The 17,132-nt window shown below is 73.7% G+C and carries 14 protein-coding genes; 7 read left to right on the top strand and 7 right to left on the bottom strand.

Features of this window, described 5'->3' with window-relative positions; translation table 11 throughout:
- The first annotated feature begins 8 nt into the window (after nucleotides 1–8).
- Nucleotides 9–1,616, top strand: coding sequence for a chitinase (locus tag IE332_RS10585; protein ID WP_189915512.1), 1,608 nt, complete (start codon nucleotides 9–11; stop codon nucleotides 1,614–1,616).
- A 172-nt stretch (nucleotides 1,617–1,788) separates the two neighbouring features.
- Here IE332_RS10585 and IE332_RS10580 read toward each other — a convergent pair whose 3' ends face one another.
- Entirely contained in the window at nucleotides 1,789–2,529 is a 741-nt protein-coding gene (locus IE332_RS10580; protein WP_189915510.1) for a prepilin peptidase, read from the bottom strand.
- A gap of 288 nt (nucleotides 2,530–2,817) precedes the next feature.
- Here IE332_RS10580 and IE332_RS10575 point away from each other — a divergent pair, with 288 nt between their 5' ends.
- Both IE332_RS10575 and IE332_RS10570 read left to right on the top strand, forming a co-directional pair.
- Complete coding sequence (locus tag IE332_RS10575; RefSeq protein ID WP_189915508.1) at nucleotides 2,818–4,032, top strand: pyridoxal phosphate-dependent aminotransferase; 1,215 nt, start codon at nucleotides 2,818–2,820, stop codon at nucleotides 4,030–4,032.
- Nucleotides 4,033–4,233: 201 nt separating this feature from the next.
- Entirely contained in the window at nucleotides 4,234–4,803 is a 570-nt protein-coding gene (locus IE332_RS10570) for an RICIN domain-containing protein (RefSeq protein WP_189915506.1), read from the top strand.
- A 154-nt stretch (nucleotides 4,804–4,957) separates the two neighbouring features.
- Here IE332_RS10570 and IE332_RS10565 read toward each other — a convergent pair whose 3' ends face one another.
- The gene (locus IE332_RS10565) at nucleotides 4,958–6,799 is read right to left on the bottom strand and encodes a phosphoenolpyruvate carboxykinase (GTP) (RefSeq protein WP_189915504.1); all 1,842 of its coding nucleotides are present in this window, start codon (nucleotides 6,797–6,799) and stop codon (nucleotides 4,958–4,960) included.
- A 284-nt stretch (nucleotides 6,800–7,083) separates the two neighbouring features.
- On the opposite strand from IE332_RS10565, the gene trhA reads away from it, so the two are divergent.
- The gene (trhA, locus tag IE332_RS10560) at nucleotides 7,084–7,776 is read left to right on the top strand and encodes a PAQR family membrane homeostasis protein TrhA (protein ID WP_229928504.1); all 693 of its coding nucleotides are present in this window, start codon (nucleotides 7,084–7,086) and stop codon (nucleotides 7,774–7,776) included.
- Here the strand turns inward: trhA and IE332_RS10555 are convergent.
- The gene (locus IE332_RS10555) at nucleotides 7,747–8,463 is read right to left on the bottom strand and encodes a hypothetical protein (protein ID WP_189915495.1); all 717 of its coding nucleotides are present in this window, start codon (nucleotides 8,461–8,463) and stop codon (nucleotides 7,747–7,749) included. The genes trhA and IE332_RS10555 overlap by 30 nt on opposite strands.
- 311 nt (nucleotides 8,464–8,774) lie before the next feature.
- On the opposite strand from IE332_RS10555, the gene IE332_RS10550 reads away from it, so the two are divergent.
- Together IE332_RS10550 and IE332_RS10545 are read left to right on the top strand one after the other, a co-directional pair.
- Nucleotides 8,775–10,364 (top strand): MFS transporter, encoded by a 1,590-nt coding sequence (locus tag IE332_RS10550; RefSeq protein WP_229928503.1) that lies wholly within the window; start codon nucleotides 8,775–8,777, stop codon nucleotides 10,362–10,364.
- Nucleotides 10,365–10,372: 8 nt separating this feature from the next.
- Nucleotides 10,373–11,029 carry a TetR family transcriptional regulator gene (locus tag IE332_RS10545; RefSeq protein WP_189915493.1) on the top strand — a complete coding sequence of 219 codons (657 nt, stop codon included), beginning with the start codon at nucleotides 10,373–10,375 and terminating at the stop codon, nucleotides 11,027–11,029.
- 132 nt (nucleotides 11,030–11,161) lie between these two features.
- Here IE332_RS10545 and IE332_RS10540 read toward each other — a convergent pair whose 3' ends face one another.
- Both IE332_RS10540 and IE332_RS10535 read right to left on the bottom strand, forming a co-directional pair.
- A complete protein-coding gene (locus IE332_RS10540; protein WP_189915491.1) occupies nucleotides 11,162–12,073 on the bottom strand; it encodes a hypothetical protein in 912 nt (303 codons plus the stop codon).
- An 8-nt stretch (nucleotides 12,074–12,081) separates the two neighbouring features.
- Nucleotides 12,082–12,774 (bottom strand): papain-like cysteine protease family protein, encoded by a 693-nt coding sequence (locus tag IE332_RS10535; RefSeq protein WP_189915490.1) that lies wholly within the window; start codon nucleotides 12,772–12,774, stop codon nucleotides 12,082–12,084.
- 260 nt (nucleotides 12,775–13,034) lie between these two features.
- On the opposite strand from IE332_RS10535, the gene IE332_RS10530 reads away from it, so the two are divergent.
- The gene (locus IE332_RS10530) at nucleotides 13,035–13,967 is read left to right on the top strand and encodes a hypothetical protein (protein ID WP_189915827.1); all 933 of its coding nucleotides are present in this window, start codon (nucleotides 13,035–13,037) and stop codon (nucleotides 13,965–13,967) included.
- 54 nt (nucleotides 13,968–14,021) lie between these two features.
- On the opposite strand, the gene IE332_RS10525 is transcribed toward IE332_RS10530, so the two are convergent.
- Together IE332_RS10525 and IE332_RS10520 are read right to left on the bottom strand one after the other, a co-directional pair.
- A complete protein-coding gene (locus IE332_RS10525) occupies nucleotides 14,022–14,912 on the bottom strand; it encodes a GNAT family N-acetyltransferase (RefSeq protein WP_189915489.1) in 891 nt (296 codons plus the stop codon).
- Between the two features lie 98 nt (nucleotides 14,913–15,010).
- Nucleotides 15,011–17,086 carry a thioredoxin domain-containing protein gene (locus IE332_RS10520; RefSeq protein ID WP_189915488.1) on the bottom strand — a complete coding sequence of 692 codons (2,076 nt, stop codon included), beginning with the start codon at nucleotides 17,084–17,086 and terminating at the stop codon, nucleotides 15,011–15,013.
- Between the last annotated feature and the right edge of the window lie 46 nt (nucleotides 17,087–17,132).

Below are 17,132 nucleotides of genomic sequence, written 5' to 3'. Positions count from 1 at the left end.
GTCGCCCCATGGCCCGTACGCTGAACCAGCCCTCGCACAAGCGGCGGCGCAGCCCCCTCCCGGCCGTCGCGGCCGGCGCCACCGCCCTCGCCCTGGCCGGCGGCGGGCTGGCCCTGTTCGCCGGCGGCGCCAGCGCCGCGGTCGGCAACCTCGTCACCAACGGCGGCTTCGACGGCGGGCTGGCCGGCTGGAGCTGCGCCGGCGCCGCGACCGCCGTCTCCTCGCCGGTCCACTCCGGCACCGGCGCCCTGCAGGCCACCCCGGGCGCCGGCGACACCGCCGAGTGCACCCAGATCGTCAGCGTGCTGCCCAACACCAGCTACACGCTGAGCGCGTGGGTCCAGGGCCCGTACGTCTACCTCGGTGCGCGCGGCACCGGCGGCACCGACCCGTCGACCTGGTCGAACCAGAACAGCTGGAACCAGCTGTCCACCACCTTCACCACCGGGGCGAACGCCACCAGCGTCACCCTCTACCTGCACGGCTGGTACGGCCAGAGCGCCTACCTCGCCGACGACGTCGCGCTGATCGGCCCCGGCGGCACCGGCACCCCCTCGCCGACCGCCACCCCCACGGCCACCCCCACCCCCACGCCGACCGCGACGGCCACCGCCACGCCCACCAGGACGGCGACCCCGACCGCGACGCCGACCCCCACGGTCACTCCTACGGGAACGCCCACCGCCACCCCGACCGGCACCACCCCGCCGACCACCGGCCTGCCGGCGCACGCGGTCACCGGCTACTGGCAGAACTTCGACAACAACTCGACCCCGCAGCGCCTGAGCGACGTCCAGAGCGCGTACGACATCATCGCGGTCTCCTTCGCCGACGCCGTGCCGACCCGGGCCGGCGCGATCAGCTTCACCTTGGACCCGGGCCTGTCCAAGGCGCTCGGCGGCTACACCGACGCCCAGTTCCGCGCCGACGTCAAGGCCAAGCAGGCGGCGGGCAAGAAGGTCGTCCTCTCCATCGGCGGCCAGAACGGCGCGATCACCGTCGGGGACGCCACCGCCGGCGCCAACTTCGCCGACAGCGCCTACGCGATCATCAAGGACTACGGCTTCGACGGCATCGACGTCGACCTGGAGAACGGCGTCCAGGCCGGTCCGCTCGGCGACGCGCTGCACGCCCTGCAGGCCAAGGTCGGCTCCGGCTTCATCCTGACCATGGCGCCCGAGACCATCGGGATGTACAACACCTCCGGCGCCTACTTCCAGCTGGCGCTGAGGACCAAGGACATCCTCACCGTCGTCAACACCCAGTTCTACAACTCGGGCGGCATGAACGGCTGCGACGGCAAGGTCTACAACCAGGGCACCATCGACTTCATCACCTCGCAGGTCTGCACCCAGATCCAGGGCGGCCTGCGGCCGGACCAGGTCGGCATCGGCGTCCCGGCCTCCAGCCGGGCGGCGGGCGGCGGCTACGTCCCGCCGGCCGTGGTGAACAACGCGCTGGACTGCCTGGCCACCGGCAACAACTGCGGGAGCTTCGTGCCGCCGGCCAAGTGGCCCACCATCCGCGGCGCGATGACCTGGTCCACCAACTGGGACGCCAACAACGGCAACGCGTTCTCCAACGCGGTCGGCCCGTTCGTCCACAAGATGCCGTAGTCGCCCCGCACGACACGCCTCTCGGACTCACCTCCCCCGGCGCGCCGCTCCTTGAGGGTGGGGCCCACGCGCCGGCGGCGGGGCCCGCCGTACCGGACCGGTACGGCGGGCCCTTCCGCGTCCGTCCCCTCCGACCGCCGACCGCCGTGGGCCGCGGGCCGCGGGGCGCGGGCTATCCGGCCAGCACCGCGGTGAGCGCCCCGAGCAGCAGGAACGGGCCCACCGGGACGTCGAGTCCGCGCACCGGGCGCCGGCGGACCAGCGCGGCGGCGGCCCGCAGCACCGCCCAGGCGCCGGCCAGCACCACCGCCGCGAACAGCCCGCCGAGCGCCACCGACCAGCCGTACCAGCCGAGGAGCCCGCCCAGCGCGAACCCGAGCGGGGAGTCGCCGGGCCCCAACGCCCGGGCCCAGACGGCCAGTTCGAGCACCGCCCCGACCGCGATCGCCACCAGCAGGCAGCGCGGCAGCACCCCGGGGCGCCCCTCGGTGACCGCGGCCACCGACAGCAGCACGGCCACCCCGCCGAGCAGCGGCACGGTCAGCCGGTACGGCAGCCGGCGCACCCGGGCGTCGACGAAGCCGAGCGCCACCCCGAGCGCGGCCGCCCAGGCCAGCGCCGCGGCGACCGGCCCGTCCGCCGCGTACGCCACGGCGACGGCGACGGCCGCCGCGACCGGCTCCACCGTCCACGGGCCCGCGCCCAGCCGCTCCCGGCAGCCCGGGCAGCGCCCGGTCGGCGGCAGCAGGAGCACCCCGCGCCCGCACGACGGGCAGGTCTCGCACCACGGTTCGCCCTCCGGCACGGCGAACCTGGCGACCAGCCCGCGCAGCGGCACGGCCGCCAGGAGACCGACCAGCACCGCCGCGACCACGACCGGTACCACCGGCGCACCCCCTCCTCGATCGAGCACCGGCCACATCCTCCCGCGCCGGGCGGTGTGCCGTCCGCTCCCGGAGGCGTCGTCCGAGCGCGGGGCAATGCGCCGCTCGGTGTGCCGCTCGGTGTGCCGTCCGTCTCGTTCCGGGCCGCGACCGGCCCGCGTTCCTCGCGTACGGGAGCATTCCGGACACCGCACGCACCCTTTGGAAGGCCCGCCGACGCCCCCGCCTGCCGATCCAAGGAGGCCCCTCGGGCCCCTTCGGATCACCTTCCCGGAGAGCCGCCGCAGCGGTCGTCCGTACCCCTAAAGTAGTCAGACATGCAGGTCATCCAGTCCAGCAAGCTCGCCAATGTCTGCTACGACATCCGTGGCCCGGTGCTCGACGAGGCGATGCGGCTGGAGGAACAGGGCCACCGCATCCTCAAGCTCAACACCGGCAACCCGGCCACCTTCGGCTTCGAGGCGCCGCCGGAGATCCTCCAGGACATCCTGCGCAACCTCTCCACCGCGCACGGGTACGGCGACTCCAAGGGCCTGCTCTCCGCCCGCCGCGCGGTGGTCATGCACTACGAGGACCGCGGGCTGCACGGCCTCTCCGTCGACGACGTCTTCCTGGGCAACGGCGTCTCCGAGCTGATCCAGCTCGCGATGACCGCGCTGCTGGACGACGGCGACGAGGTGCTCGTCCCGGCGCCGGACTACCCGCTGTGGACCGCCTCGGTCTCGCTGGCCGGCGGCACCGCGGTGCACTACCGCTGCGACGAGCAGTCCGAGTGGTACCCGGACCTCGCCGACATCGAGGCCAAGGTCACCGACCGGACCAGGGCCATCGTGGTGATCAACCCGAACAACCCGACCGGTGCGGTCTACCCGCGCGAGGTGCTGGAGGGGATCGCGGAGATCGCCCGCCGGCACGACCTGGTGGTCTACGCGGACGAGATCTACGACAAGATCCTCTACGACGACGCCGAGCACGTCCCGCTGGCCACCCTGGCCCCGGACCTCTTCTGCGTCACCTTCAACGGCCTCTCCAAGGCGTACCGCGTCGCGGGCTTCCGCTCCGGCTGGATGGTGCTGTCCGGCGACCGGAGCCGGGCCCACAGCTACATCGAGGGCCTCACCGTGCTCGCCTCGATGCGGCTGTGCGCCAACATGCCCGCCCAGCACGCGGTGGCCGCCGCGCTCGGCGGCCGGCAGTCGATCCGCGACCTGGTGCTCCCGGGCGGCCGGCTGCTCGCCTCGCGCGACGCCGCGTACGAGCTGCTGAACCAGATCCCGGGCGTCAGCTGCGTCAAGCCCAAGGGCGCCCTGTACGCGTTCCCGCGGCTGGACCCGAAGGTCCACAAGATCAAGGACGACGCCCAGATGGTGCTCGACCTGCTGCGCTCCCAGCGCATCCTGCTGGTCCAGGGCACCGGCTTCAACTGGCCCGAGCCGGACCACTTCCGGCTGGTCACCCTGCCCCGCGCCGAGGAGATCACCGACGCCGTGACCCGCATCGGCGACTTCCTCTCGGGCTACGCACAGCCTTGACCTCCCCTTTAACCGGGGGTTGCGGACCGGAGCGTAGGATTCCCGCGCGTCGGCGGCCCGAGTACCTCTTCGGGCCGTAGGGGGGACGGGCCGATCGGTGTGGTGTGCCAGGGGCCCGGTCCGACGCGAGCACCGAGGCGCCACTCGGCCCGGGAGGCTCTGTTCCCCTGCCTTCGATCATCCGCAAGGGACCGGTCCGCCTTGAACTTCCGTATTCCGCTCTCCCGTACCCGCGCCGCTGCGGCCATCGTCGGCGCCGCCGTCGCGCTGGCCACCGCAGCCCTGCCGGCCACCCCGGCCGCGGCCTACTCCGGGGGCTTCCGCATCCCGTCGTCGAGCACCCTGGTCAACGCCCACTCCGGCAAGTGCCTGGAGATCGCCGACTGGAGCTGGGACAACGGCGCCCCCGCCCGCCAGTGGGACTGCACCGGGGGTGCCAACCAGCGTTGGAACTTCCAGCTGGCGGGCGGCATCATGATGCTGGTCAACGCCCACTCCGGGAAGTGCCTGGAGGTCGCGGACTGGAGCATGGACAACGGCGCCCCGGCCCGCCAGTGGGACTGCACCGGCGGCTGGAACCAGGGCTGGCAGTACAGCGGCCAGATCGGCTCCCGCAAGGAGCTGGGCCTGTCCAACCTCAACTCCGCGGCCCTGCTGGAGATCGCCGACTGGCGCACCGACACCGGAGCCCCCGCCCGCCAGTGGCGCGGGTCCAGCGTGGGCGTCTGCCAGGCCAACCAGGCATGGATCACCGCCATCACGCTCATCTGAGCCCTACTGCCGGAAAGCACTACGGCCGGAGTCCCTGGCCGGACGATCTCCTTGGTCGGGGAAAGATCGTCCGGCGGAACTCCGGCCGTCCTGTCGCTCGGCGGGTGCGCGGTTCGTGCCGCGCGCCCGCCTCTCGCTCGGTTGAGGCTCAGGCTCAGCCGAGGCGCGCGACCAGGCTCCGGTACTCGTCCCACAGCTCCTTCGGCGTGTGGTCGCCGAAGGTCTCCAGGTGGGCCGGCACGAGGGCGGCCTCCTGGCGCCAGATGTCGGCGTCCACGGTGAAGAGCAGGTCGAGGTCCTCCTGGGACAGCTTCAGGTCGCCGAGGTCGAAGCCCTCGACGGTCGGCAGCACGCCGATCGGGGTCTCCACGCCCTCGCCGGTGCCCTCCAGGCGCTCGACGATCCACTTCAGCACGCGGCTGTTCTCGCCGTAGCCGGGCCAGACGAACTTGCCCTCGGCGTTCTTGCGGAACCAGTTGACGTAGTAGATCTTCGGCAGCTTGGCGGCGTCCGCCTGGGCGCCGACCTTCAGCCAGTGGGCGAAGTAGTCGCCCATGTTGTAGCCGCAGAACGGCAGCATCGCGAACGGGTCGCGACGCAGCTCGCCGACGGTGCCCTCGGCGGCGGCGGTCTTCTCGGAGGCGATGTTGGCGCCGAGGAAGACGCCGTGCTGCCAGTCGAAGGACTCGGTCACCAGCGGGACGGCGGTGGCGCGGCGGCCGCCGAACAGGATCGCCGAGATCGGCACGCCCGCCGGGTCCTCCCACTCGGGGGCGATGGTCGGGCACTGCGCGGCCGGGACGGCGAAGCGGGCGTTCGGGTGGGCGGCCGGGGTGCCGGACTCGGGGGTCCAGTCGTTGCCGCGCCAGTCGGTCAGGTGCGCCGGGGGCTCCTCGGTGAGGCCCTCCCACCACACGTCGCCGTCGTCGGTGAGGGCGACGTTGGTGAAGACCGTGTTGCCCCAGAGGGTCTCGATGGCGTTGGCGTTGGTGTCCACGCCGGTGCCGGGGGCGACGCCGAAGAAGCCGGCCTCGGGGTTGATGGCGTACAGACGGCCGTCGGCGCCGAAGCGCATCCAGGCGATGTCGTCACCGATCGTCTCGACCTTCCAGCCCGGGACGGTCGGCTGGAGCATGGCCAGGTTGGTCTTGCCGCAGGCCGAGGGGAAGGCGGCCGCGACGTACGTGGGCTGCGCCTCGCCCGTGGGGCCGGCCGGCGGGGTGAGCTTCAGGATGAGCATGTGCTCGGCCAGCCAGCCCTCGTCGCGGGCCATGGTCGAGGCGATGCGCAGCGCGTAGCACTTCTTGCCGAGCAGGGCGTTGCCGCCGTAGCCCGAGCCGAAGGACCAGATCTCCTTGGTCTCCGGGAAGTGCGAGATGTACTTGGTGGTGCTGCACGGCCACGGCACGTCCGCCTCGCCCTCGGCGAGCGGGGCGCCGACGGTGTGCACGGCCTTGACGAAGTCGCCGTCCTCGCCGAGCTGGTCCAGCACCGCGCGGCCCATCCGGGTCATCACGCGCATCGAGACGGCGACGTAGGCGGAGTCGGTGATCTCGACGCCGTACGCGGCCAGCGGGGAGCCGACCGGGCCCATCGAGAAGGGCACGACGTACATCGTGCGGCCCTTCATCGCGCCGCGGAACAGCCCCTGCTCGCCCTGGAAGACCTCGCGCATCTCGGCGGGGGCCTTCCAGTTGTTGGTCGGTCCGGCGTCCTTCTCCTGCTCGGAGCAGATGTAGGTGCGGTCCTCCACGCGCGCCACGTCCGTCGGGTCCGAGGCGGCGTAGTAGGAGTTGGGGCGCTTGTCCTCGTCGAGCTTCTTGAAGGTGCCCTGATCCACCAGCAGGTCCGCGAGGCGGTGGTACTCCTCGTCGGAACCGTCGCACCACTCGATGCGGTCCGGCTGGGTGAGCTCGGCGATCTCGCTCACCCAAGCGAGCAGCTGCTTGTGGCGGGTGGGCGCGGATGCGCTGAGAGCAGAGATCTCGTACGACACGATCGCTCCGTTTCACGCCATCTCGGCGAAGAGACGGCGTTGCGGGGGTCTGAGGGTGCTTGCAGCGTAGCTCCGGGCTCAAGGCCGGAACGCCCCCCAGCGTCGAAATTGACGCATCTTTTACTACAGTAAGTATGATTACTGGCCCGTAGCAGGTCGCTCATGTCCGGGACGGAGTGGGCGGGGCCACACTCCAAATACTCCAAAACGTCTAAGAGTGATGATCGCCACTTCCTACGCGCGAGTAACCTACGGATGCGTAGGTAGCCGGTAGCATGCTGCCCATGACTGCTGCCGCTCTCGCCGAGAGCCTCGCGGAGGGCCCTGCCGAGCACAGGGAGAGCAAGCCGAAGTGGCGCGGCTGGCTGCATGCCGGGATGTTCCCGGCCACGGTGGCCGCCGGGATCGTGCTGATCTGCCTGGCCGACTCCACACCCGCCAAGATCGCGTGCGCGATCTACTCGGCCACCGCCTGGCTGCTGTTCGGGGTCAGCGCGGTGTACCACCGCTTCGACTGGGGCCCGCGCGGCGACGCCGTGCTGCGCCGGCTGGACCACGCGAACATCTTCCTGATCATCGCGGGCACCTACACGCCGTTCACGATCCTGCTGCTCAAGGGCGCGAGCCAGCAGCTGCTGCTCTGGGTGGCCTGGGGCGGCGCGCTCGCCGGGATCGCGTTCCGGGTGTTCTGGGTCGGCGCGCCGCGCTGGCTGTACACCCCGGTGTACATCGCGCTGGGCTGGGCCGCCGCGTTCTTCCTGCCGGACTTCCTGCACGCCGGCGGGGTCGCCGTACTGGTGCTGATGATCGTCGGCGGAGTGCTCTACAGCATCGGCGGCGTGGTGTACGGGCTCAAGCGGCCCGATCCGTCACCGCGCTGGTTCGGCTTCCACGAGGTGTTCCACGCCTTCACCCTCGGGGCGTTCATCGTGCAGTACGTCGGCGTCTCACTGGTGGCGTACAGCACGGCCGGCTGAACCCGGCGCTCCACGACGGGCGGTCGCACGGTCCACGGACCGGGCGGCCGCCCGTTCCGCCGTCCAGGGCCGCTCGTACGGGGCCCGGATCTGCGGGCGGCGCGCGTACGGAGCGTGGTCGGCCGCGCCCGGCTCCGAATGCGGGGCGGCGTCCTGGTGCCCTTCCGGCACCTCGGGCGACTCGAGCGCCTCGGGCGACTCGCTCCCGCCGTGCCCCTCGTGGACCCGGTGCCCGGCGCGCCTCCCGCGCTCCTCGTACGCGTCGTACCGGTCGTAGGCCTCGTGCTCCCGACGCCCCTGGTGCTCGGCCCGCGCCGCCCGCGCCGCGTGTTCCGCGGGCGACGACGGCGTGGGCAGCGCCGCCGGCGCCGGCCGCACCACGGAGGCGGAGCCGCCGCGGGCCTGCCGGGCGTCCAGCGCCTCGCGGGCCCGGCGGCAGCGCTCGCAGTGCGCGGCGTCCGGGACGCCGCGGCGCGGACGGTGCCGGACCGGGGCCGGCCGGCCGCGCAGGGCCCGCCAGCGGCGGCCGACGTAGACCATGAGCAGCACGGTCTCGACCCCGGCGACCCCCAGGACCAGCAGGGCGCCGTTGATCAGATAGGCCGCGACCACGGCCAGCGCGGAGGCCACCACCGCCGCCGCGCCCCACACCTGGGCGCTCGCCCGCCTGTCGTCCGTGTCGGCCACTTCGGCTCCCCTTTCCCCGGTGCCGGGCTCGTGGTCGGCTCCTGCCGCCCCACCCCTTCTCCGCTCTCGGCACGCGTCGGCCAGCACTGACCGATTGCCACATCGTATCTACCGTCAGTCACTCCGAACCGCCCTCGGGGGGCGAACGACAGATCAACGTTGCGTCAATTCCTTGTGCTGAAGCAGCACTTCCAGGACACACCACGGAGCGTGACGGGGTGACGACCGCACTCATCATGTTGACTGTCGCCATCTTTTGAGAGTTACTGTCATTTGAGAGGAACTTCCACAGAAGCGCCCTGGAGGCCACCGTGCCCGCCGCACCGCCCGCCACCGTCACCGACACCACGGCCGTCGCCGCACCCGACCCACGCCGCCGGCTCGCCCTGATCGCCGTCGCCCTGAGCGTCCTGGTGATCAGCTTCGACATGACGATCCTCAACGTCGCCCTGCCCACACTCGCCTCGCAGCTGCGGGCCACCACCGGCCAGCAGCAGTGGATCGTCGACGCCTACACCGTGGTCTTCGCCGCCGCGATGCTCCCGGCCGGACTGCTCGGCGACCGCTTCGGCCGCCGCCGCACGCTCACCGCCGGGCTCGCGCTGTTCGCCCTGGCCTCCGTCGTCGGCATGCTCACCCACTCCCCCGCCACCCTGATCGCCGCCCGCGCCGGGATGGGCCTGGCCGGCGCGCTGGTCATGCCGATGTCCCTGGCGGTGATCCCCGGCCTCTTCCCGCCCGCCGAACAGCGCCGGGCCACCTCGGTCCTGGCCGCCGCGCTCGCCGCCGGGGCCCCGCTCGGCCCGCTGATCGGCGGCTTCCTGCTGCAGCACTTCTGGTGGGGCTCGGTCTTCGCGATCAACGTCCCGCTGACCGCGATCGGCATCGTCGCCTGCGTGCTGCTGCTGCCCGAGAGCCGCAACCCCACCGCGCCCCGGATCGACCTGATCGCCACCGTGCTCTCCGCCACCGGCCTCGGCGCACTCACCTACGGCATCATCGAGGGCTCCGAACGCGGCTGGACCGACCCGCTGGTGCCCGCCACCCTGGCCGGCTCGGTGCTCGCCCTCACCGTCCTGGTACTGCGCAGCCGCCGCCGGCGGGAACCGATGCTCGACCTCACCCTGCTCGCCGACCGGACCTTCCGCTGGTCCTCCGGCGCGGCGACGCTGATCTCCTTCGTCCTGTTCGGCGCCTTCTTCGTGCTCCCGCTCTACTTCCAGAGCGTGCTCGGCACCGACGCCCTCGGCAGCGGGCTGCGGCTGATGCCGATGATGCTCGGACTGATCGCGGCCGCCAAGCTCACCGACCCGCTGGTCGACCGGCTCGGCGCCCGTACGGTGATCGTCCTCGGCCTGGCCGTGCTCGCCGCCGCCCTGCTGTTCGGCAGCCGGACCGGCGCCCACGACGGCTACGGGCGGGCCGCGCTCTGGCTCAGCGTGCTCGGGATCGGCATGGGCCTGTCGCTGATCACCGCCCAGGCCTCCGCCCTGGCCACACTGCCGGCCGCCCGGGCCGGGGTCGGCTCCGGACTGCTGCAGACCCTGCGGCAGGTCGGCGGCGCACTCGGCATCGCCGTCTTCGGCAGTCTGCTGTCCGGGGTCTACCGGGGTGCGCTGGACACCGGCGGGCTGCCCGCCGAGGCCGCGCACCAGGCCGGGGAGTCGGTGGTCGCCGCCGACGCGATCGCCCGGGCCGGGGGCGGGCCGGCGCTCGGCGCCTCCGCCCACGCGGCGTACGTGCACGGCATGGGGGTGGTGCTGCTGGTCTCCGGGCTGGTCGCGGTGGTCTCGGCGGTGCTGGTCGCGGCCCGCATGCCCGGGGACGGCGCCACCGCCGCCCGCGGTCGCGGCGGCCCCGCCCACTCGGATCCCCCTACCGCCGCCGGAGATCACGGATAATCGGAGGCATGACGCCCCAGCGACCGACCGCGGCCCCTCCGGACGCCCCGACCAACCCGGTCCAGGCGATACTGGAGGCGCCGCTGTCGCTGCGCGAGCGCAAGAAGCTGAAGACCCGCCAGACCATCCGCCGCGAGGCGTACCGGCTGATCGACGAACAGGGCTACGAGAACACCACGGTGGAGCAGATCGCCGCCGCCGCCGAGGTCTCGCCGTCCACCTTCTTCCGGTACTTCGCCACCAAGGAGGACCTGGTCCTCTCCGACGAGTACGACCCGGCGATCATCACCGCCCTGCTGGCACGGCCCGCCGGGGAGCCCTTCCTCACCTCCTGCCGGAAGGCCATGGGTGACCTGATCCACCAGCTGCTCGAGCACGAGCGCGAGGAGCTGTTCACCCGGATGCGGCTGGTCACGGAGGTCCCCGCGCTGCGCGCCGGGGTCTACCGCAGCAGCAACAACCCGCAGCAGCTGTTCCTCACCGTGCTCACCCGGCGGGCCGGCGTCGAGGAGCCCACCTTCGAGATGCGCCTCACCGCCGCCGCCGTCGCGGCCGCCACCACCGAGGCCCTCCTGCGGTGGGCCGCGAGCGACGGCCGGGAGGACATCGCGGACCTGGTCGACCACACCTTCGCGGTGCTGGGGAGCGGCTTCGCCGGGGTCTGACCCCGGTACGTCCGGGTGTGGCCCCTGCTCCGGGTGTGGCCCCTGTAGACGTGACCCCTATAGAGGGGAGAGCAGCGCGGCACAGGGGAGAGCAGCGGGGCCCGGTCCGCTCGGCCGGGCCCCGCTCCCCCCTCACCCGCGGCGGGCGCCCGTCCTCCGCCGCAGGACGGCGCCCGCGCCCACCAGCGCGGTGGCGCCCAGGGCCGCGGCCGCCGTCACGGCCGGCAGCACCGGACCACCTCCCGCCGCGGGCTCGGGCGCGGCCACCGGTGCCGCGGCGACGTCCGCGGAGCCCGCAGCGTCCGCGCTGTCCGCGGCGTCCGCCTGGTAGCCGCCGCCCTTGCCCGCCCGGTCGTAGGCCGAGCCGGGCAGCTTGTCCCCGTACCGCTGGTGCACCAGCTGCTGGTACGCGGCCAGCGACACCCCGCCCGCGCCCACCGAGCGCCGGGCCTCGTCGTCCAGCGGCAGCACCCGGCCGTCGCGCAGCACGTACCAGGCGTTGACCTGCGGCTCGCGGAAGGCGGTGCCACCGCCGCCGCTCGCCGCCTTCGCCGCGTAGTCGCTCTCGTCACCGCCCGAGGCGATGTTCACGACCCGCCAGGCGTCGCCCTGCCGGACCGTCCAGACCGAGGCGGTCTGCCCGTCCGCCGCGACCACCTTGCTGGCGGTGAACTCGGCCTTCGCCACCGGTGCGCCCGGGGTGCCGGCCACGAAGCCGGCGTCCAGGAGGTACACCGGCACGGTGTCGCCGGCCAGCCTCGGCGCGGACTCGCTCGCCGCCCGCGCCTCCTCGGCGGCGCCGATGGTCAGCTGCCGGGTCGGCGGGACGCCCTTGCGGGCGAAGAAGTGGCCGACCTTGTCCAGGACGGCCGGGTCCTGGACCGCGCCCCGGGCCCCGGCCAGTTCGGCGGCGGGCAGCGGGGCGGGGGCCCCGGCAGTCGGGGCCGGCCCGGCGGCGTGCGCGGCCGGGGCGAGCGCCAGCGCGAGGCCGGCGGTGAGCAGGGCGCCGGCGGCGGCCCGACGGAGGATTCGGCTCTCGGTCATGGTCGTCCTCACGCGCCGATCCGGTACAGGGAGTGGGTCCACGAGAACGTGTCGTTGTTCACGTAGTACCAGTAGTCCGCCCAGTTGTAGCGGTAGTTGGACGGCCACGGGTCGCCCCAGTAGACCCAGTTGTTCCCGGTGTCGTAGCCGTACAGGACGTGCATGTGCCCGCCGCCCGAGCTCCACTGGATGCGGGTCTCGACCGGCCGGTCGGCGTCCACCTCGGCCTGCACCGTGCTGTAGCGCAGGTAGCCGGTGACGTACGAGCCCGGGCTGATGCCGAACCGGTTCAGGCCGTTCTGCACATCGGCCAGCGTGGCCTGGCTGTTGGGGCAGCTGGAGTTGGCGGCGCGGCCGAACGCGGCGTTGCAGAACTGGTTCTGGCTGTAGTTGTAGCCGAACCAGGTGGCGATGGTGTTCCCGCTCGCCGCCCAGCACCAGTTGGTCTGCTGTTGCTGCTGCATGGTGATGTTGAGCTTCTTGTACGTGCCGGCCAGATCGGCCGTGCTGCCGGGCGCGGCGGCCTGGCGGACCTGGTGCGGCGCCACCCCCTCCTGGGTGGCGGTGAGGGTGGTGGTGACGGTGGTGGCCGTGGGGGCGGCCACCGCCGGCGCGGCCACCGCGGCGGTGAGCGCGGGGCCCAGGACGCCGAGGGCGAGCAGTGAGACGGCACGGCGCAGCCGTATCCGTGGAACTGGCATGTGGGGATGCCTCCTTGCGCGAACGGAGCTGAGGTGCTGTGGGGGTGCGGTCCGGATCGCGCCCTGAGCATCGCGCCGCCTCCCGGAGGCGGTCAACGGGGTCCGGCGGGGCCCCGGTCGCGGTGTGAACGCCCGGGCGCAGGTGTGAACACCGTCCGGGAAACCCCCGCGCGACGGGCCCGGACCGGTGACAAACCGCCGTGCCGGTGTGAATATTCACGGTCAAAAGCCGGTCCGCCCGCGCCCCTCAGGAGGCCGCCATCCACCGGAGCGACCCAGCCGAGCTCGCCGCCGCCCTGCGCACCGGCCCGTTCCACCACGCCCTGCGCACCGCCATCGCCACCCGGGGCCTCGCACTGCACCGGATCCGCCGCCACCTCGCGCTGCGCGGCGTCAACGTCGGCCTCACCAGCCTCAGTTACTGGCAGCAGGGCCGTCGCCGCCCCGAACGCCCCGAGTCACTGCGCGCCGTGACCGCCCTGGAGGACGTCCTCGACCTGCCCGAACACTCCCTCACCCGGCTGCTCGGCCCGCGCAAGGCCGTCGGCACCGCCCCGACCGGCCCGCCGGTGCGGCCGTACCGCGACCTCATCTCCCCCGCCGCCGCCGTCGACGACCTGCTCACCGCGCTCTCCGGGCCCCGTGACAGCGGCCTGCACACCGTCACCCACATCGAGCGCATCCGGATCGGCCCCGACCGCCAGCAGGCGAGCCGCGACTCCCAGCACGCGCTGCGCGCCCACCGCGACGGCATCGACCGCTACCTCGCGCTCTACCAGGGCGACCCGGGCAGCGACATCACGCGGGTCGGCGTCCGGGCCGAGGAGAACTGCCGCCCCGGCCGCATCCGCCGCGACCGGACCCACCACCTGCTCGCCGCCGAACTCCTCCTCGACCGCCGGCTGCGCGCCGGCGACACCCACCTGCTCGGCTACGGCTTCGACGACGCGCCCTCCCCGGACCCGAGCTGCGAGTACGTCCGCGGCTTCAACTCCGGCGCCGGCCAGTACGTCCTCCAGGTCACCTTCCACCCCGACGCCCTCCCGGTGCGCTGCCACCGCTTCGCCCTGCACGCGCCGGGCGGGGACCCGTACGAGACCGAGGAGCTGACCCTCGACGGCCACCGCTGCGTGCACCTGGTCGCCACCGCGCTGCGGCCGTGCCTCCTGGGGATCCGCTGGGACTGGGAGTGACGGGCCCCGGGGTCGGGCGCGGGACCGGGGTGGGGCCTCGGGTCCCGGGTCCCGCTACGGAGCGTCGAAGTCCAGGATCAGGCAGTCCTCCACCGGCAGGTACCCGATCTGCCGGTAGATGGAGTTGCTGGTCGGGTTGGCCAGGTCCGTGTAGAGCAGCACCTCGTCGGCGCCGCAGGTCAGCACATGGGCCGAGGCGGCCGCCGTGACGGCGCTGCCGTAGCCGTGGCCGCGCCGGTCGGCCGGCGTGTAGACCGGACCGATCCGGGACATCCCGGCGAGCACCGGGCTGGTGCCGGCCAGCGCGACCGGCTCGCCCCCAGCCTCCCAGAGGTGCAGGCCGCCGGCCGCGATCTTGTCGTCCACCGCCCTGGGCACGTCCGGCAGTTCGACCCGGGCCTCGGCCAGGAACGCCTCGTACCAGCGGATCGCCAGCTCGCGGTCGGCCGGCCCGGCCAGCCGGTGCCGGCCGGCGGCCGGGCGCGGCGGGTCGGTCAGCCGGCCGAGCCGGTAGAGCCGTTCGTCGAAGCGGACGGACTGCCGGGTGCCGGTGGCCGCCGTCCACGCGGTGGCGAAGGCCCGGACGGCGTCGGCGCCGCCGGCGATCCCGTTCACGGTCGTGAACCCGGGGCCGGCCGCGGCCAGGGCGACCGCCAGCTCGGCGGCGGCGGTCTCCGGCATGGCGGAGAGCCGGGGGTCGAACGGCGGCGTCTGCAGGAAGGCGCCCCCGACCGGGCCGTCCTCGACCGGACCGCCCTCGACCGAAGCGCCCTCCCCGGCCCGCCACCAGCCGAAGACCGGCGGATCGCCGAACACGTCCAGCCCGGACTCGGCCAGCCGGTGCGCGATGGTGATCAGCACGGTGTTCTCGGCCGGCCGGGCCGCGAGGAAGGCGCCCGCGCAGTCGCGGAAATCGTCGAGGGAGGTACTGAAGGTCCAGGTCATGGCCCATGTTCACCCTGACCCGACCGATCCCGCCAACGGTTATCCGGCCACCGCTGCCCAGTCCCTCCGCCCGGCTTCCGCTCCCTGGCCTTCGCTACTCACTTCGCTCCCTCGCTTCGCCACCCGACCTCGACGCCCAGCCGCGCCGCCAGCGCCGCCGGGTCGGTGGTCGGCGCGTCACAGGCGAAGTGCCGGCAGACGTACGCCGTGGGCGCCCCGTCGACCAACGGCCGGTCCGCCAGCAGCGGCACCTCGGTCTCCCCGGGCGTGCCGACCGCGACCACCGCGCCCGGGGCCGTCGCGAGCAGCGCCGCCCGCCGCAGCGCGCCGGTGGCCGGGTCCCCGGGCGCGCCGACCACGGCCACCTCGCGCGGCCCGTCGAGCAGCGCCTCGGCGACGGCCAGGCCCCAGCCGATGAACCGCGGCGCCCGTCCGGCGAGCGCGCCGACCACGCCGAGGGCGCGCTCGGCGGCCGTCCGGTGCCGGTCGGAGCCGGTGTACGCGGCGTAGCTGAGCAGGGCTCCGGCGGCGGCCGTCCAGCCGGACGGGGTGGCGTTGTCGGTCGGGTCCTGCGGGCGGCGGATCAGCTCCTCGGCGTCGTCGGCGGTGTCGTAGAGCGCGCCGGAGGCCTCGTCGGTGAAGTGCTTGAGAACGGTGTCGAGCAGGCCGCCGGCCAGCTGCAGCCACTCGGCCTCGCCGGTGACGGCGTACAGGGCGAGGAAGCCCTCGGCGGTGTCCGCGTAGTCCTCCAGCACGCCCGCGTTGGCCCCGGCCCGGCCGTCCCGGGAGGTGCGCAGCAGCCGTCCGTCGGAGGTGAGGTGGACGGCGAGCAGCAGGTCGGCGGCGCGCTCGGCGGCCTCGACCAGGTCGGGCCGTTCCAGCAGGGCGCCGGTCTCGGCGAGCGCGGCGATGGCGAGGCCGTTCCAGGCGGCGACGACCTTGTCGTCCCGGGCGGGTGCGGGCCGGGCCGCCCGGGCCTGGAGCAGCCGGGCGCGGATCGACTCGTACTCGGCGAAGTCCTCGGTGGACTCCTCGGGCTCGGCGAGGAGTTGGAGGACGGAGGTGCCGTGCTCGAAGGTGCCGTCGGCGGTGACGGTGAACAGCCGGGCGGCGGTGGCCGCGTCGGCGGGGCCGAGCAGGTCGACCAACTGGCCGGGCTCCCACACGTAGTAGGCGCCCTCGGCGGACTGCCCGGTCTCCTCGTCCAGGCTGTCGGCGTCCAGCGCGGAGGCGAACGCGCCCTCGGGGGTGCGCAGTTCGCGCAGCAGGAAGTCCGCCGTCGACAGTGCGACCCGACGCGCGGAGCCGGAGCCGGTCGCCCGCCACAGGTGCAGGTAGGCGCGCAGCAGCAGGGCGTTGTCGTACAGCATCTTCTCGAAGTGGGGCACCACCCAGTCGGCGTCCACCGAGTAGCGGGCGAAGCCGCCGCCGAGCTGGTCGTGGATGCCGCCGCGGGCCATCGCCTCGCCGGTGCGGACGGCCATCTCCAGCGCCGCCGCGGAGCCGGTGCGCGCGTGGTGGCGCAGCAGGAACTCGACCACCATGGCCGGCGGGAACTTGGGCGCTCCGCCGAAGCCGCCGCGGGCCTGGTCGAACTCCCGGCTGAGGGCCACCAGCGCCTGGTGCAGGTCCGCCTCACCGGGCGGGTTGTGGGCGCCGGCCGAGTAGACGGCGGCCCGTTCGGCCAGGTCGGCCCGGATCCGCCCGGCGACCTCGGCGACCTCCTCGCGGCGGTCCCGCCAGGCGGCGTCCACGCCCTCCAGCACCTGCCGGAAGGACGGCATCCCGTGCCGGGGCCGCGGGGGGAAGTACGTGCCGAAGTAGAACGGCTCCTTGTCGGGCGTGAGGAAGACCGTCATCGGCCACCCGCCCTGCCCGGTCGCGGCCTGCACCGCCTCCATGTACACGGCGTCGACGTCCGGGCGCTCCTCCCGGTCCACCTTGACCGCCACGAACCGCTCGTTCAGGTACCCGGCGAGCCCGGCGTCCTCGAAGCTCTCGTGCGCCATCACGTGGCACCAGTGGCAGGCCGCATACCCCACGCTCAGCAGCACCGGCACGCCGCGCCGCCGCGCCTCCTCGAACGCCTCCGGCCCCCAGGGCCACCAGTCGACCGGGTTGTCGGCGTGCTGCAGCAGGTACGGCGAGGTCGCGTCCGCGAGACGGTTCGGCATGACCCCCATCCTCGCGCATCGGCGGCCGGCGGGGGCGCCGGGGCGT

Origin of the sequence: Kitasatospora xanthocidica (assembly GCF_014656195.1) — a bacterium.
Taxonomy (GTDB): domain Bacteria; phylum Actinomycetota; class Actinomycetes; order Streptomycetales; family Streptomycetaceae; genus Kitasatospora; species Kitasatospora xanthocidica.
Note: the sequence above shows the minus strand (reverse complement) of the source record. Positions and strands in the feature narration are given on the sequence as shown.

Coding starts and splice junctions, on each gene's coding strand:
- IE332_RS10525 (WP_189915489.1), bottom strand. CDS start 14,912: ATGACCTGGACCTTCAGTACCTCCCTCGACGATTTCCGCGACTGCGCG.
- IE332_RS10540 (WP_189915491.1), bottom strand. CDS start 12,073: ATGACCGAGAGCCGAATCCTCCGTCGGGCCGCCGCCGGCGCCCTGCTC.
- trhA (WP_229928504.1), top strand. CDS start 7,084: ATGACTGCTGCCGCTCTCGCCGAGAGCCTCGCGGAGGGCCCTGCCGAG.
- IE332_RS10575 (WP_189915508.1), top strand. CDS start 2,818: ATGCAGGTCATCCAGTCCAGCAAGCTCGCCAATGTCTGCTACGACATC.
- IE332_RS10535 (WP_189915490.1), bottom strand. CDS start 12,774: ATGCCAGTTCCACGGATACGGCTGCGCCGTGCCGTCTCACTGCTCGCC.
- IE332_RS10585 (WP_189915512.1), top strand. CDS start 9: ATGGCCCGTACGCTGAACCAGCCCTCGCACAAGCGGCGGCGCAGCCCC.
- IE332_RS10520 (WP_189915488.1), bottom strand. CDS start 17,086: ATGCCGAACCGTCTCGCGGACGCGACCTCGCCGTACCTGCTGCAGCAC.
- IE332_RS10545 (WP_189915493.1), top strand. CDS start 10,373: ATGACGCCCCAGCGACCGACCGCGGCCCCTCCGGACGCCCCGACCAAC.